Below are 15,743 nucleotides of genomic sequence, written 5' to 3'. Positions count from 1 at the left end.
ATGGGGACGGTTCCTACGACGCGTGCGGCGGGGAGGTTCGGACCCGCCCCGGCGTCCGGACGCCGAGTTGCCCGGGTACTCCGGTGCCAGCAGGGTGGAGACGACTGCCCCGACTCTCCGCGGGCCGACGCAAAGAGGGCGACATCGATGGCGAAGCGAGAGGATCTGCCGGCCCCCGCGCAGGGGCTGGTGCTGACGCACTTCCTGACCGTGCGAGACGTCCATGTCTCCGGCCGCTTCTACGCGGACATCCTCGGCGGCGAGGTGGTCCTCGCGGAGAATCCGTGCATCGTGAAGATCGCCAACGGCTGGATCATCATGAACCCCGGTGGCGGGCCGACCCCGGACAAGCCCGAGGTCGTCCTCACCGCGCCCGAGCCCGGCGACCCCGTGTCGTCGTTCCTCAATGTACGGGTGGCCGACCTGGCCGCGTTCTATGCGCGGGCCACCGCCAAGGGCGCGCACTTCCTGACCGAACCGCTCGACCGCAAGGCCGAGCTCCGGTGCTATCTGCGTGACCCCGACGGCTATCTGGTGGAGGTGGGGCAGGCGACCGGCATGCTGCACGGCGTCTTCGCCGATCCCACGCCCGCCGACGGCGGCTGAGCGGTCACGCCCGACGGCCGCTGAGCGGTCACGCCGCCGATCAGCGGGTGTCCCCGCCGCCGGGTCGGCGTTGGCGGGCGATGGTGGTGGGGGGGCGATGGTGGTGGGCGGCGACGGTGTGGGCGGCGATGCGGGACCGCGCGTGTGGCGCACCGCGTCAGTCGGCGGTCGGTCGCAACCCGTTCGGGTTCCCGCACATCCTCGGCCCGCCCTTCTCCGTTGACATGGCGATCAGACCCGTCGAAGGAGGCCGCTCGTGAAGTTCCGTTCCAAGGCTTCGGCTTCAGCCGTTCTCGCTGTCATCGCGCTGCTCGCGACGCCGCTCACGGTGGCATCGGCGCGGGACGGCTCGCCCGGGGTGCGGGCGGAGGGCCGATTCCTGCCGCCGTCCCCGTACCTTCCGCCGGACGCGGTGACGTATGACGTGACGAGGGTGCCCGTGGGCGCGCACATCACCGTGGTCGAGCGCGCCGGTGCCAGGGGCACCGGGATCGAACTCGCCGTGTCCGGCCTGCTCCCGAACCGTGTGTACGGGGCGCATGTGCACACCAAGCCCTGCGGCCGCGTCCCCGAGGACGCGGGGCCGCACTACCAGCACGTCAAGGATCCGCACCAGCCGTCCACCGACCCCGCCTACGCGAACGCGGCCAATGAGATCTGGCTGGACTTCATCAGCGACGCCCGAGGGCGGGGCGTCGCCGAGTCCGCGCACGACTGGCGCTTCCGGCGGGGCGAGGCGCGTTCCGTGGTGATCCACGACCACGGGACCATGACGGACCCCGGCGAGGCGGGGACGGCGGGGGCCCGCCTCGCCTGCCTCACCGTGCCGTTTGTGTGAGGCGTAGGCGCGAGCGGCACGTCATGGGCGGGCAGGATGGCGCGTGGCGTGCGGCGTGCGGCGTATGGCGTATGGCGTGTGACATGCGACGTCTGGCCTGTGACGTGCCGGTTGTCCCGACAGCCTCGCGGAATGCTGAAGTCAGTGCCGGTCCAGGGCGGTCACCAGCGCGTTTCTCGCGCTTCGTGGCCGTCGTCGGCCGGCTTGACGGCGAGGGATCGTGACGGGGAGGGATGAGGACGACCCACCCCGGCGTGAGGACCCCTGGCCGCGGTGAAGATCCCTGGCAGGAGGGAGGGCCCCGTGGTCGCGTTCACACAGCTGAAAAGAAACCGTCACGCGCCGACCGGAATGGGTGTGGATCGCCTCTGGTTCGCAGTGACATGACTGTGGGAGTAGCACTCAACGCGACCGGTCCCGACAATCAGATCGACGCCACCGTGCGGCTGGCTCAGGAGGCAGCCGCGGCGGGGCTGCGGTCCGCGTGGTTCGGCCAGACCCTGGGCGCCGATTCGCCTCAGCTCGCGGCGATCGTCGGGCGTGAAGTCCCCGGGCTGCAGGTGGGCACGTCCGCGATCCCCGTCTACGGACGCCATCCACTGATCGTCGCCGGCCAGGCCCTGACCGCGCAGGCGGCCACGCACGGCCGCTACCACCTCGGACTGGCGCTCGGCAGCAAACTCGTGGCCGAGGGGGCTTTCGGCATCCCGTTCGAGCGGCCTGTCGCGCTGCTGCGTGAATTCCTCACCGCCCTGCGGCAGTTGACCGAGACCGGCACCGCCGACTTCCGCGGCGAACTGCTCACCGCGAACACGCCGTTGCCCGCGGGAGTGCCGGGCGCAGAGGCCGGTGTGCCCCTGCTCGTGGCCGCGATGGGGCCGCAGGCGCTGCGTGTCAGCGGTGAGCTGGCGGACGGGATCCTGCCCTATCTCGCGGGACCCCGCGCCCTGGCCGAGCACATCGTCCCGGCCGTCACCGCGGCCGCGGAGGCCGCCGGCCGGCCCGCTCCCCGGATCGTGGCCTTCGTGTACGGCGTGGTCACCGACGACATCGACGCCGTACGCGCGAAGGCCACGGAACAGCTCGCCTTCTACGAGCAGATCCCGTCCTACGCGCGGGTCATCGAGCTCTCCGGCGGCAAACGGGCCGCCGATGTGGCCGTGATCGGCGACGAGGCGACGGTCGCCGCCGAGGTACGGCGCTACCGGGACGCGGGTGCGACGGAGGTGGTGTTCGCGGGGACGGACATCGCCGGGGAGGCCGGCCGACGCCGCACCTGGGCCCTTCTGGCGGACCTGGCGGGCAGGCCGTAGGCGGATACCGGCCCGCGCGACGGACGACGGCACCGCGCGCGGGCCCCGTACATCTTTCGATGTAGCGGCTGTTCGTCTGCGGTCATGACGTGACCGGCCGGACGCGCCGAGACGATGAACCCATGACCGAGACCCTGACCTCTTCGGCCACGACGCCCGGCCGGCCTGCCCGTCTCCCGCTGCTCGATGTGCTGCGAGGGGTCGCGATCCTCGGCACGTTGATGACCAACGTCTGGATCTTCACGAGCCCCGGCGCGGAATGGGCCGTCCTCAGCGACGGGCAGGGCGAGATGTCCTTCGACTCCTTTCCGGCGGCGGCCGAGAGCACGATGCGGCTGCTGGCCAACGGCAAGTTCCTGTCGCTGCTGACGATCCTGTTCGGTGTGGGCCTGGCCATCCAGTACAGCGCGGCCGAGCGGCGCGGTGAGCCCTGGCCGGGCCGGTACCGATGGCGGGCGCTGTTCCTCTTCGCCGAGGGGACGCTGCACTTCATCCTCGTCTTCGCCTGGGACGTCCTGATGGGGTACGCGGTCACCGCGCTGCTCGTGGCCTGGCTGCTGACCCGTACGCCGACGGCGCGGCGCCGGGTGATGTGGTGGGCGGCGGGGCTGCATCTGACCCTCATCGGGCTGCTGACGGCGGGTCTCCTGGCGGACGGCTCGGAGGGCGGTGCGCAGGGCGGTGCGCCCGTGCCGCGCGAGGTGGTGGACCTGTACGCGCACGGCGGCTACCTCGAACAGGTCCGGTTCCGGCTGGACAACGCGCTCGACTTCCGTATGGAGCCGCTGCTGTCGTTCTGCCTGCTCGTCTTCCTGTTCCTGCTGGGCGTACGGCTCTTCCGCGCGGGCGCGTTCGGCTCCGACGCCACCGGGCGCCGCATCCGCGCCCGCCTCCTCGCGTGGGGCCTGGGCCTCGGACTCCCGCTCAGCGTCGCACTCTCGCAGGCGGGCCCTGACCTCTTCTTCCTGGACCGGTATGTCGCGGGTCCGCTGATGGCGCTCGGCTACATCGGACTGATCGGCGCCCTGGTGGAGCGGGTACGGCGTCCGGGCCCCCTGCTGACCGGCCTCACCGGCGTCGGCAGGACCGCGCTCTCCGGCTACGTCCTGCAGAACGTGCTGTGCGTGTTCGTCTCGTACGGCATCGGCCTCGGTCTCGCGCACCGGCTCGACGAGTCGTGGCGGCCGTGGTGGGCGATGGGACTGTGGGCGGTGGTATGCGCCGTGCTGATGGCCGGCTCCACGCTGTGGCTGCGGCGCTTCCGGACGGGCCCGCTGGAGTCGGTCCAGAAATGGGCCCTGCGGCACTGATCCCGCGCGGTCCGAAGCGCTGAGCAGCAACCGGGAGATGGCGCGTCGCGGCCCGCCGGGAAGCCGGAGCGACTTGCGGCAGGCCGACGCCATCAGGGACCACTTTGTGAGCGAGCGCCGGCGAGGTCCTGTGCCGACTCGACAACGGCTTGCTCGGTGATCACGCCGAGGCTCTCGTCCGGCCGCACAGGTGCGTCGTTGTCGCCGCCTTCTCTTCATGGAATGGATCACTGTTGACAACGCTGTGCGATAGCCATTTAACTCTGCGAAGTTGTCTGGCTTCTGTGAAGGTTGGGGCGGGGATTGATGGGCGAGTTGCGGGGGATTTGCGCTGCCCGCGTGGCGGCTGTCTCCCAGACCTGGTACGCGGGCGGTCCGGTTCAGATCGGGGCCGGATCGTACGAAGGCCGGCCCGGTTCCTTCTTCCCCGGCCAGATCGATGACGTGAAGCTCTTCGACCGCCCGGTCTCCGCCGACGAGGTGCAGCAACTCTTCAAACAGCGGCCCGTGGTCAAGGGGCGGTGGAAGTTCGAGGACATCACGGAAGCAACTCCGGCCACGACTTCCGACGCTTCCGAAGAGGGCAACACGATGACGCTCCGGGGCGGGGCAAGGCCCGGATACGGATTCGTGGATGTGGGGGGCGTCGAACTGAACGGCGTCGACGGCTACGGTGCCACGGCCCGTATGCCGGTGGACACATCCGGCAGTTTCACGGTGACAGCCTGGGCCCAGGCTTCGTCCACTCCCTCCGGCGAACGGGCTCTGGTAAGTGCGGATGGCCGTCGAACCAGCGCATTCGCCGTGCGGTACGTGCCCGATGCCTCGGATCCCGAGGGGCTCGGCCGATGGCGACTGAGCCTGCCGGACCAGGATGCCGACACGGCGGCCGTCGCCGAGGCGGACAACGGAAACTTCAACGACGTCCGTGACTGGAACCACTTGGCCGTGGTCTATGACGGGTTCACCAGGCAACTGCGGCTCTACGTGAACGGGAACCTCGAAGAGGTTGCCTGTTCCGACCAGGATGGTGATGGTTCGTCGGGCGATCCGGCGTGCGCGGACTTGGTGCCATGGGCGGAGAACGCGCTCTCGTTCCAGGCGCCCGGCGCACTGCAGGTCGGCAGGGCCAAGAAGGACGGCACGTTCGGTGGGTATTTCCCCGGTCTGGTCGATGACGTATGGGCCTTCCAGGGGCCGTTGACCGACGCGCAGATCGAGAAGCTGGCCGGCAGTTGGTTCGACGTCCCCACTCAAGTACCGGGCGGCTGAGGGCATTCCGTCCGGAGCTGAAGCGCAGCCTGGGCGGATGTCCCGCTCGAACGTGAGAGCCGCCCGCCGTCGGCGAAACGGCGCGGATCTGTGTTGACCTTGCGAGGAACGAGAATGCGGATGAATGGCAGATTGGGCAGACACGGCTCCGTGCCGCGGAGGCGGATAGCACTGGCGACCGCCGCGGTGATGGTGGGCACGCTTTTGCAGACCACGGTAACTCCGGCTGCGAGCGCCGACGACGACGGGGAAGCACCTTCCGCCCGCGCCGTGATGGAACAACCCGTCAAGGGCGACGACGGCATAAGGGTCAAGCCCCGCGAGGTGATGAAAGGGCCTCGTACGCCGCGGAGGGCGCCGAAGGCGGCCTGGCCCGCACCGGGGTCCGCTGTCGTCACGCTCCCCGAAGCCGTGCAGGCGCGCTCCTCGCGGGCGATCAAGGCGGCCGGCCTACCGCTCGCGTTGAGCCCAGGCGCGAAGCCGGACAAGGGTGGCAGTGCGGCTGGTGATGTCACGGCGCGTCTGCTGAGCAGGCAGACTGCAGCGAAGGCGGGTTTCGACGGTCCGCTGTTCACCCTTCAGCCGGGGAATGAAGCGGCTGCGGGCACGGTGGGTGCCACCGTGGACTACTCCGGTTTCGACGAATTCTTCGGTGGTGGCTACGGATCCCGGCTCACCCTCGTCGAGCTGCCGCGGTGCGCGCTCACTACGCCGCAGAAGAAGCACTGCCGCGTCGGTGAGCCGGTCAAGACCGTCAACGACGCCGAGAAACAGACCCTTACCGCCAGTGACGTCGAACTGCATGACGGCGCCCCCACCGTCCTCGCGGCGCTCGCCGCGGAGGGCGGAGGAACAGGTGACTTCACGGCCACGTCGCTCTCGCCGTCCGCCGCTTGGAACACCAACCTCAACACGGGTGATTTCACCTGGTCCTACGACATGCCGGTACCCAGTGTGCCCGGCGGACTGACGCCTTCGGTGGGCCTGTCGTACTCGTCCGGTTCGGTCGACGGACGCACCGGCAGCACCAACAACCAGTCATCCTGGGCCGGTGACGGGTTCGACCTGTGGCCGGGGTACATCGAGCGCCGCTACAAGCCCTGCGCTGAAGACGGCGTCGTGAGCGACGACGGAAGCAAGCCAGGCGATCTGTGCTGGGCCTACGACAACGCCTTCCTCACGTTCAACGGCACGAGCGGTGAGCTCATCTCCGCCGGGAACGACGAGTGGAAGCTCAAGAAGGACGACGGCACCCGCATCGCGCGCCTCACCTCGACGAACCGTGGCAACGGTGACAACGACGGCGAGTACTGGCGGCTGACCTCACCCGAAGGCACGCGATACTACTTCGGCTACAACCGTCTGCCTGGCTGGGCGGACGGCAAAGAGACCACCGACTCCGCGTGGGCCGCGCCCGTCTTCGGCAACAACTCCGCCGAGCCCTGCCACAGCACCGCTGGCTACGCCGACTCGTGGTGCCAGCAGGCATGGCGGTGGAACCTCGACTACGCCGTCGACACCCACGGCAACGCCGTCGCCTACTACTACGACCAGGAGAAGAACTCCTACGGTCGCAACCAGAAAGCCGCCGACGACACCCGCTACACCCGCGGTGGCTACCTGGACCGCATCGAATACGGCCTCAAGTCGTCCTCGATGTACGGGACCAAGGCCCTGGCAAAGGTCACCTTCGGAAACTCCGAACGATGCCTCCCCAACGCCGCGACGACCTGCTCGTCCATCGGCAGCGACTCCTTCTACTGGTACGACACCCCCTGGGACCTGAACTGCGAGAGCGGGACGGACTGCGACGACGGCAAGTTCGCGCCCACCTTCTGGACCCGTAAACGCCTGGCCTCCGTCACCACCGAGGTCCTCAAGGGCGACGGAAGTTACGCCCCGGTGGACTCCTGGAAACTGGCTCACCGCTGGGGCATGGCCGACACGGACTACCAGTTGCTGCTCGACTCCGTCCAGCACACCGGTCAGGGCGCCGCGCCCGCGATCACGTTGCCGAAGACGACCTTCGCCTACACCCAGCTCGAAAACCGCCTCGACAAGACCGGTGACGGCTACGCGCCGTTTATCAAGGCACGCCTGTCCAATGTGTCCGACGAGTCCGGCGGGCAGATCAGCGTCAACTATTCGGCGCCGGTCTGCGACTGGAACGCGCTGCCCACACCCGAGACCAACACCACGCGCTGTTTCCCGCAGTTCATCGGCGGCAGCTTCAGTGACGATCCCGAGCGGCAGTGGTTCAACAAGTACGTCATCACCTCCGTCACCGCCACCGACCGTACGGGCGGCGCTCCGGACCAGGTCACCGCGTACGAATACAAGGGCGACGCTGCCTGGCACTTCGACGATGACGACGGCCTGACCAAAGAGAAGTTCAAGACCTGGTCCCAATGGCGTGGGTACGGCCACGTCAGGGTGAAGGCCGGCGGGCAGGGTGGGGCCGCAGCCCTGAAGTCACAGGGGGATACATACTTCCTGCGCGGTATGGACGGCGACCGCAAGACCGTCTCCGGCGGTACCAAGTCCGTCAGCGTCACTCTCGACGCGGGGGAAGGCGACCCCCTCACCGACGACGAGGCGGCGGCAGGCTTCGCCTACAAGACCGTCAGCTACTCCGGCCCTGACGGCAAAGTCCTGTCCAAGAGCGTGAACCGTCCCTGGCATCACGAGACGGCCGAGAAGGTACGCGACTGGGGAACGGCCACGGCCAATTTCACCGGCACCGCTCAGACCAAGACCTGGGCCTCCACGGACAACGGCGCGGGAAACACATGGCGGATCACATCCGCCAGTACCGCGTACGACACGATCGCGGGACGGCCCGTTCAGGTCGACGACTTCGGCGACAACGCCACAGCCGCCGACAACCGGTGCACCCGAACCACCTACGCGTCCGACACCGCCGGGGGCCTTCTCAACCTCGCCTCCCGTGCCGAGACCGTCGCCGTCGCCTGCGACGCCACACCTGACCGCTCCAAGGACGTCATCTCCGACGTCCGCACCGCCTACGACGGCCTCGCCTACGGCGCCACACCCACCAAGGGCGATGTCACCTCTACCGCCGTGCTGAAGAAGCACGACGGCACGACCGCCACCTATCTTGAGTCCGGAGCGACCTACGACACCTACGGGCGCCCGCTGACCAGCACCGATCTGACCGCGAACGTGACCGCGACGGGAACGGCCAGCCCGGTACGCACGGCACGCGCCGACGGCCGGACCACCACCACGTCCTACGGCCCCACGACCGGTTTCGCTGCCTCTGTCACGACGGTCACCCCACCGGCCGTGACCGGCGACACCACCACCGCACAGAAGACGGTCACCACACTGGACCCGCTGCGCGGCCAGCCGACCGAGGTCACGGACACCAACAGCAACAAGACCAAGTTCACCTACGACGCCCTCGGCAGGAAGAACAAGGTCTGGCTCGCCGACCGGTCCACCACCAGCGACAACCTGCCCAACTTCCAGTTCGACTACCAGATCGAAGAGAACAAACCTGTCGCCGTCGCCACCCGCACGCTCAGTGTGGGCGGCGGCCATCAGGTCACCGGTCATACGCTCTACGACGGATTCCTGCGCGAACGCCAGACACAGCGCGCAGGGCCGGACGGCGGCCTTCTGCTCACCGACGTGTTCTACGACGAACGCGGCCAGGCCGCCAAGGAGTTCGCCGACTACTACACCCTGGACGCCACGGCCGGCGCGCTGTTCAAGCCCGCTGACGCGCTGAGCGTGGAAACCCAGACGCTCCACAGCTACGACGGACTGGGCAGGGAAACCGACACCACGAACATCGCCGGTAATGGTGACGGCGGCACGGTCCTCGGCACCACCAGGACGATCTACGGCGGTGACCGTGTCACGGTCATCCCGCCCGAAGGCGGCATCGCCACCACCACTCTCGTCGACGGCCGTGGCCAGACCACCGAACTGCGCCAGCACCACCAGCGCACCGCGGACGCCGCCTACGACACGACCTCCTACACCTACACCAGCCAGGGCGCGCTGAAGAAGCTCACCGATCCGGCCGGCAACAGCTGGAGCTATACCTACGACCAGCTCGGCCGCCAGACCAAGGCCGACGACCCGGACAAGGGCATCGCCACCAGCACCTATGACGACCGCGGCCGACTCACCTCCACCAGCGACGCCCGCCCCGGCAACAGCCTCTACTACACCTACGACGACCTCGGCCGGCAGACGGAACTGCACCAGAGCTCCGCGACCGGTCCGCTGCGCGCCAAATGGGTGTACGACAAGGCCACCGGCGCCAAGGGGCAACTGGCCGAAGCCACCCGCTATGACGGCGGCAACGCCTACACCTACAAGGTCACCCAGTACGACCGGCTCTACCGGACTGTACGCAGCGCCGTCACCATCCCGAGCACGGAACAGGGACTTGGCGGCACCTACCAGACGGGTGTCTCCTTCAAGCCCTCCGGCGTCGTCGGAGCCGTGAGTTACTCGGCCGCGGGCGCCCTTCCCGGTGGCAGCTACAGCATCACCTACGACGAGGACACCCAACGCCCCCTGGCCATGCTCGGTGACGGCTACAGCACAACCACCGGCTACAGCCTCACCGGCAAGCCACTCGTCACCACACTGGGCAATACCAGTGGCGGGACGAAAACACAGATCACCAACACCTACGAATGGGGCACGCAGCGCCTGTCGACCTCCCGCGTCGACCGGCTGGATATCGCGGGAGTCGACAAGCACCTCACCTACAGGTACGACCAGATCGGCAACATCCGCGCCGCCGCGGACGTCTCCCGATCCGGCACCGACAACCAGTGCTACACCTACGACTACCTGCGACGCCTGAGCGAAGCATGGACCGAGCCGGACACTACTTGCTCCACCGCACCGGCAGCCCAGGCCATCGGCGGGCCGGCTCCGTACTGGAACAGCTACCGCTACGACAAGACCGGCAACCGGCTCACAGAGACCCAGCACAGCCCCACGGGCGACAGCGCCAAGGACATCAAGAACACCTACACCTATCCGGAAGCCGGCAAGCCCCGCCCGCACGCTCTCACCTCCGTCACCAGCACCGGCCCCACCGTCACCTCTCAGGACAACTACACCTACGACGAGACGGGAAACACCGCCACCCGCACCGTGTCCGGAGACACCCAGACCCTCACCTGGGACGCCGAAGGACAACTCGCCAAGGTCACCGAGCCGGACGGAAGCGGCAGCAAGACCACCACGTACCTCTACGACGCCGATGGCAACCGCCTGATCGCCCGCACCCCCACCGAGACCACGCTCTACCTGGGCCACACCGAGATCACCGTGCCCAAGGGCACCAGCACCCCGAAAGCCACCCGCTACGTCGATCTCGGCAGCGGCAACCAGGCCGTCCAGGACAACAACGGCGCCATCTCCTTCACCCTCGCCGACCACCAGGGCACCGGCCAGCTCGCCATCACCTCCGACAGCCAGAAACTCACCCAGCGCCGCACCCTGCCCTTCGGCAGCCCACGCGGCACGGAACCAGCCACCTGGCCCGGAACCAAGAGCTTCGTCGGCGGCACCAACGACACAGCCACCGGCCTCACCCACCTCGGCGCCCGCGAATACGACCCCGGCACAGGCCGCTTCATCTCCGTCGACCCCCTCATGGACACGACGAACCCCCAGCAGTTGAACGGCTACTCCTACGCCGACAACAGCCCCGTCACCATGAGCGACCCCAGCGGCCTCATGGCCTGCGCAACACCGATCGAGTGCGGTGGCGGAACCCAGTACGGCAACAACACCCCGACCAAGAAGAGCGGGGGCAAACCGCTCAACGACCCATCCTGGGGATGCAACGGCTGCGACGGCGACAGCTACGACGACGGCTGGTGGGTCAACAGCGGCTGGAACGACGCCCCGAGCGGCCCCTCACTCATTCCTGGCTACCAGATGGCCCTCCCCGGAGTCCACGTACCGGCCGACTGGGATCAGGCGCAGAAATTCAAGAAGGAACTCCGGCAAACCCTGCAAGGCGGGGGATGGAGCATCGGCGACATCGCCGGATACAACACCAACCCCATTGACGAAGAGGCATTCAACACCGGCCAACGCGTCGTCGACCTCGCCAAATACAACGTCTGCGGGCGCATCGAAGGCCACTGTCCTGAGACAGTCTCCTCACTGAGCGGCGCCCTCGCGGCCGGCGCCGCTATGTCAGCGGTCGCGGGCACCGGAGGAGGACGCGGCCTCGGCGGCAACCGGCTGAGCGGCCCGTGCAACAGCTTCGTCCCCGGTACCGAAGTACTCCTCGCGGATGGAACCTCCAAGCCGATCGAAGAGCTGAAGATCGGCGACAAGGTACTCGCCACCGACCCCGAAACCGGCGAGACCAAGGCGAAGACGGTCACGGCCGAAATCAAGGGCGAGGGGCTCAAGAACCTGGTTAAGATCACCTTCCGCGTAGACAGCGAGCAGAAGGGCGACTCGACCACTTCGGTAACCGCGACGAACGGGCACCCATTCTGGGTCCCGGAGCTGCGTGAATGGGTTGATGCCACCGATCTGCACGCGGGACAGTGGCTTCAAACCAGCGCCGGAACACGCATCCAGATCACGGCAGTAAACCGCTGGACCCAGCAAGCGACGGTCCACAACCTCACGATCGCCGACCTTCACACGTACTATGTGCTGGCAGCGGCCACACCGGTACTCGTTCACAACAGCAACTGTGATCTTCCTGAGGGAAACACCTCTTCCCCTGCGCTCAAGGGTGATCCGTACCATCCGGACTCGGTGGCTGCACGGAGTCAGCAGAACCGAGAGCTGTACGCGGGAACCGTAGGGGATCGGGCCGGGGCTCTGGGATACAGAACGAGAATTCCTGCACAAAAGGCCCCGTTCAATTCGCACGGCCAGGTGGTCTTCTCCAATGGGAAGAACTACATCACGCCTGATGTTGACGGGCATAACGTGTCGGATGGCTGGAAGATGTTTAATCGCAAGGGACAACGGATCGGAACCTATGACCCAGATCTCAACTACCTCAAGGAATGACGACTTCGTGATCGAGGTGATCGATTACCCGACCTCAGAGGGTACGAGTTCGCTGCCCTCCAAGGCAGTCGGCAGGATCAGGGTCGGCGAGTTCACGGAGACGTTCCTGATGGACCTGAGTTTCTGGACGGTGGATGACTACCTCCGAAGCTGGGATGGTGCGCTGAGGAAGCTAGAAGAGGCCGAGAATTCGACCTCCTGCCTCATCGCCTCAATCACCGATCCGGCGGCCAGTAACTTCATCTCCTGTTGGCCGATGTATCGAGACGGGGAAGAGGTCTACGTGCAGAACTCGATCATCTTCCTGGACGAACTCCACGAACAGTTCAACCCGCAGGAGCCGTGGCGGTACGTAGAGGCTCGATCGTCGGTCGACGAGGATGGAAACCGCATCTCTGAGTGGTCGACGAGCACCTCTCAGGTACGGCGGTTCCGTGAGTCCGCCTGGAGGCGATAGATCCCGCGCGCAGGTGCAAATTTGAAGCCCCGTCAGGTACGTCCTGGCGGGGCTTCTGCGCGGTCTGACGGCAGTAGTTGACGGCAACGTCAGCGGACGGCGGCTCCGACGAGGGGTGGTTCGTCGCTGTCGTCGGGCCTTGCAGCCGGTCTGCTACGTGGTGCGCTCGTCCTCGCGCAGGTACCTCGTTGCGAGGAGACGGGCTCCTGTTCTGAGAGAGCAGGAGCCCGCCACCCTGGATCGGTCCGGCCGTTTCTCCATGCGCGGCCTGGAGTGTGGCGACGACCACTGGAACGGAAGAGTGTCCCCGGGGTCCCCCCGGGGCAACGCGGCGGAGAGGGTCGGTCAGCCCTGCGGGGCTGGGAAGGTGACCGGGCTGCGGTGGCCGGCGCGGTTCACCGCGCGGACGCCGAAGAAGACGTTGTCCTTGGACAGGTCCACGGTGTGACGCGTCGCGTCACCCGCCCTGATCACATGGGTCCACTCCGGCTCGGTCGTCTCGCGCCACACCACCTCGTAACCGGCCAGATCGGGTTCGGTCCCCCGCTCCCACACCAGCTCGGTGGCGTTGGTCAGCGAGCTGGTGACGATCTTCACCCCGCGCGGCGCCCCGGGGGCCTGGGCCAGGGTCCACAGGACCGCGCCATTGACGCGCGCCACGCGGGCGATGTAGCCGAAGTCGCAGAACTCCGGCAGATCGCCGTACTGCCGGCCGTCCTCCACCCGGACGTCCTGGTGCTGGTGCGCGAAGTCCTCGGCCGGTTCGGTGAACCGGGCCGCGCTGTAGCCGCGTTCGAGGAAGGGGATGTGGTCACCACCGCGAAGATAGCGGTCGCGGCGGTAGACCACGCGGACGTCCATACCCGTGGCGTCGTTGCTCGCGACGTCCCGGACGAAGCGGGCGAGCTGGCGGGTCGCCGAGTCGTTCTCGCCGCCGATCGACCGGCGGGTGGCGGCCTCCTGCGGGGTCTCGGAGGTGGGCACGCCCTCGGCGAAGAGCCGTACGGTGTACGGGTCGCGGGTGCCGTCGTCGGCCCGGGAGCTGCCGACGATGTCATTGGTGAACATGGCCCGGACATCGGCTCCCGCCGCCTTGAACCGCCCCGCCATGTGCGCGGCCCCGTACAGCCCCTGTTCCTCACCGGCCACGGCGGCGAAGACGATGGTCGCGGCGGGCCGCCGTCTCGCCATCACACGGGCCAGTTCCATCGCCACCGCCACGCCGGAGGCGTCGTCGTCGGCGCCCGGCGCGTCGCTCACCGCGTCCATGACGTCCGTCGCGCGCGAGTCGTAGTGCCCGGAGACGACATGGATACGGCCGGGGTCGACCGAACCGCGCAGTGTCGCGACGACGTTGGTGATGCGGGTCGCCACCGGGATCCGTGAGGCGGGCTCCTGTACGTACGACTGGAGTTCGACGGTCATCCGGCCGCCGGACGCCTCGGCGTACCGCTTCAGCTCGGCGTGGATCCAGTCCCGGGCGGCGCCGATCCCGCGCTCGGGGTCGTCCTGGGAGGACAGGGTGTGCCGCGTGCCGAACGCGGCGAGCCGGCGTACGGTCGCCTCGATCCGGTCGCGGTCGATCTCCTTGAGCAGTTCCCGCAACTCGCGGTCGGGGGACTGGGCGGTGACGGGACGGTCTCCGGCCCCCCGCCCGGTCGTCGCGGCCGAGGGGACCGCCGAGGCCGTCGACGCCAGCGCCGGAACCCCCACCACGGCGGTCGCGACGGTGGCGGACAGGGCGGTCCTTCGAGGTATCCCGGGGGAGTGCTGCGACATGGCGAGTTCCTTCCACGGCTGCGTCGGTGATCCGGCGCTCCATGGTCATGGACAGGCCAACCGTGCACAAGGTCGGCAAGCCACAATCACACCCACCACGGCGCAACCGGCCGTAGCGAGCGTGTCGTTCCGGTGGTGTGCGCCGGGGAGCGGGCCGGCCCGGCTCGGGGGCGAGGGGCGTCGCGTGAGGGTGTGGCCGCCGCCTCGTGATGAATGGACTCGACAGTCCATTTTTTTGTTGCCAAGGTGGACCCCGCAGTCCATTAATCGCTTCAAGGAGGCACTGACATGCGACTCAAGGACAGGACCGCTCTGGTGACCGGGTCCACCAGCGGCATCGGCGAGGCCGTCGCCGAAGCTCTGGCCCGGGAGGGGGCCCATGTCGTGGTGTCCGGCCGCGACCGCGACCGCGGCGAGCGCGTGGTCGCGGCGATCCGGGCCGCCGGGGGACGCGCCGACTTCATCGCCGCCGATCTCCATGGCGCCGCCACCGCACTCGCGCTCGCGGAAGAGGCGACGGACGTGCTCGGCGGCCGGATCGACATCCTCGTCAACAACGCCGGGACCACACGGACCCCCTCCGCCACCGGAGCCGTGAGCGAGAGCGACTTCGACCGGCTGTACGCCCTCAACGTCAAGGCCCCGTTCTTCCTGACCGGGGTCATCGGTGAGGCCATGGCCCGACGCGGCACCGGCGCCGTCATCAACATCGGCAGTACGGTCGCCAAGTTCGGCTTCGCGGGCAGCGCCCTCTACGGGTCCACCAAGGCGGCGCTGGAGAAGCTCACCCAGGACTGGGCCGCCGAGTACGGACCGCGGGGTGTCCGCGTCAACTCCGTCAGCCCGGGCCCGACGCACACGCCCCTCACCGCCCGGATCGGCGACCGGGGCACGCTCAAGGCCATGACCGACGGAACGCCCGCGAACCGGCCGGCGGAACCGTCCGAGGTGGCGGACGCCGTCGTCTTCCTGGCCAGTGACGAGGCCCGCTACATCCACGGCGCCCGGCTGCCGCTCGACGGCGGTCGCAGCGCCGTCTGAGCGGCCCGACTGTCCTCCTGTCCTCCGGCAGTCCGGCAGTCCGGCGGTCCCGGCAGTCCGGCAGTCCAACTGTGCGTTGTGAGGCT

The 15,743-nt window shown here is 68.2% G+C and carries 9 protein-coding genes; 8 read left to right on the top strand and 1 reads right to left on the bottom strand.

What is annotated here, in order from left to right; all coding sequences use genetic code 11:
- The first annotated feature begins 147 nt into the window (after window positions 1–147).
- From ACZ7LS_RS17895 to ACZ7LS_RS17865, 7 genes are all read left to right on the top strand, one after another.
- The gene (locus ACZ7LS_RS17895) at window positions 148–606 is read left to right on the top strand and encodes a VOC family protein (RefSeq protein ID WP_385132769.1); all 459 of its coding nucleotides are present in this window, start codon (window positions 148–150) and stop codon (window positions 604–606) included.
- A 256-nt stretch (window positions 607–862) separates the two neighbouring features.
- Window positions 863–1,444: a superoxide dismutase family protein gene (locus ACZ7LS_RS17890; RefSeq protein WP_385132766.1), complete on the top strand. Its 582-nt coding sequence runs from the start codon at window positions 863–865 to the stop codon at window positions 1,442–1,444.
- 383 nt (window positions 1,445–1,827) lie between these two features.
- Window positions 1,828–2,757 (top strand): TIGR03564 family F420-dependent LLM class oxidoreductase, encoded by a 930-nt coding sequence (locus ACZ7LS_RS17885; RefSeq protein WP_385132763.1) that lies wholly within the window; start codon window positions 1,828–1,830, stop codon window positions 2,755–2,757.
- A gap of 122 nt (window positions 2,758–2,879) precedes the next feature.
- Window positions 2,880–4,067, top strand: coding sequence for a DUF418 domain-containing protein (locus tag ACZ7LS_RS17880; protein ID WP_385132760.1), 1,188 nt, complete (start codon window positions 2,880–2,882; stop codon window positions 4,065–4,067).
- Between the two features lie 339 nt (window positions 4,068–4,406).
- Window positions 4,407–5,339, top strand: a complete 933-nt coding sequence (locus ACZ7LS_RS17875; protein ID WP_385132758.1) for a LamG domain-containing protein — start codon at window positions 4,407–4,409, stop codon at window positions 5,337–5,339.
- Window positions 5,340–5,459: 120 nt separating this feature from the next.
- The gene (locus ACZ7LS_RS17870) at window positions 5,460–12,380 is read left to right on the top strand and encodes a polymorphic toxin-type HINT domain-containing protein (protein ID WP_471064871.1); all 6,921 of its coding nucleotides are present in this window, start codon (window positions 5,460–5,462) and stop codon (window positions 12,378–12,380) included.
- Between the two features lie 7 nt (window positions 12,381–12,387).
- Window positions 12,388–12,837 (top strand): hypothetical protein, encoded by a 450-nt coding sequence (locus tag ACZ7LS_RS17865; RefSeq protein WP_382515724.1) that lies wholly within the window; start codon window positions 12,388–12,390, stop codon window positions 12,835–12,837.
- A 345-nt stretch (window positions 12,838–13,182) separates the two neighbouring features.
- Here ACZ7LS_RS17865 and ACZ7LS_RS17860 read toward each other — a convergent pair whose 3' ends face one another.
- Window positions 13,183–14,616 (bottom strand): M20/M25/M40 family metallo-hydrolase, encoded by a 1,434-nt coding sequence (locus tag ACZ7LS_RS17860; RefSeq protein ID WP_385132752.1) that lies wholly within the window; start codon window positions 14,614–14,616, stop codon window positions 13,183–13,185.
- Window positions 14,617–14,904: 288 nt separating this feature from the next.
- Here ACZ7LS_RS17860 and ACZ7LS_RS17855 point away from each other — a divergent pair, with 288 nt between their 5' ends.
- Window positions 14,905–15,657: an SDR family NAD(P)-dependent oxidoreductase gene (locus ACZ7LS_RS17855; RefSeq protein ID WP_382515730.1), complete on the top strand. Its 753-nt coding sequence runs from the start codon at window positions 14,905–14,907 to the stop codon at window positions 15,655–15,657.
- Window positions 15,658–15,743 lie beyond the last annotated feature (86 nt).

Source organism: Streptomyces sp. NPDC039430 (genome assembly GCF_055639435.1).
Note: the sequence above shows the minus strand (reverse complement) of the source record. Positions and strands in the feature narration are given on the sequence as shown.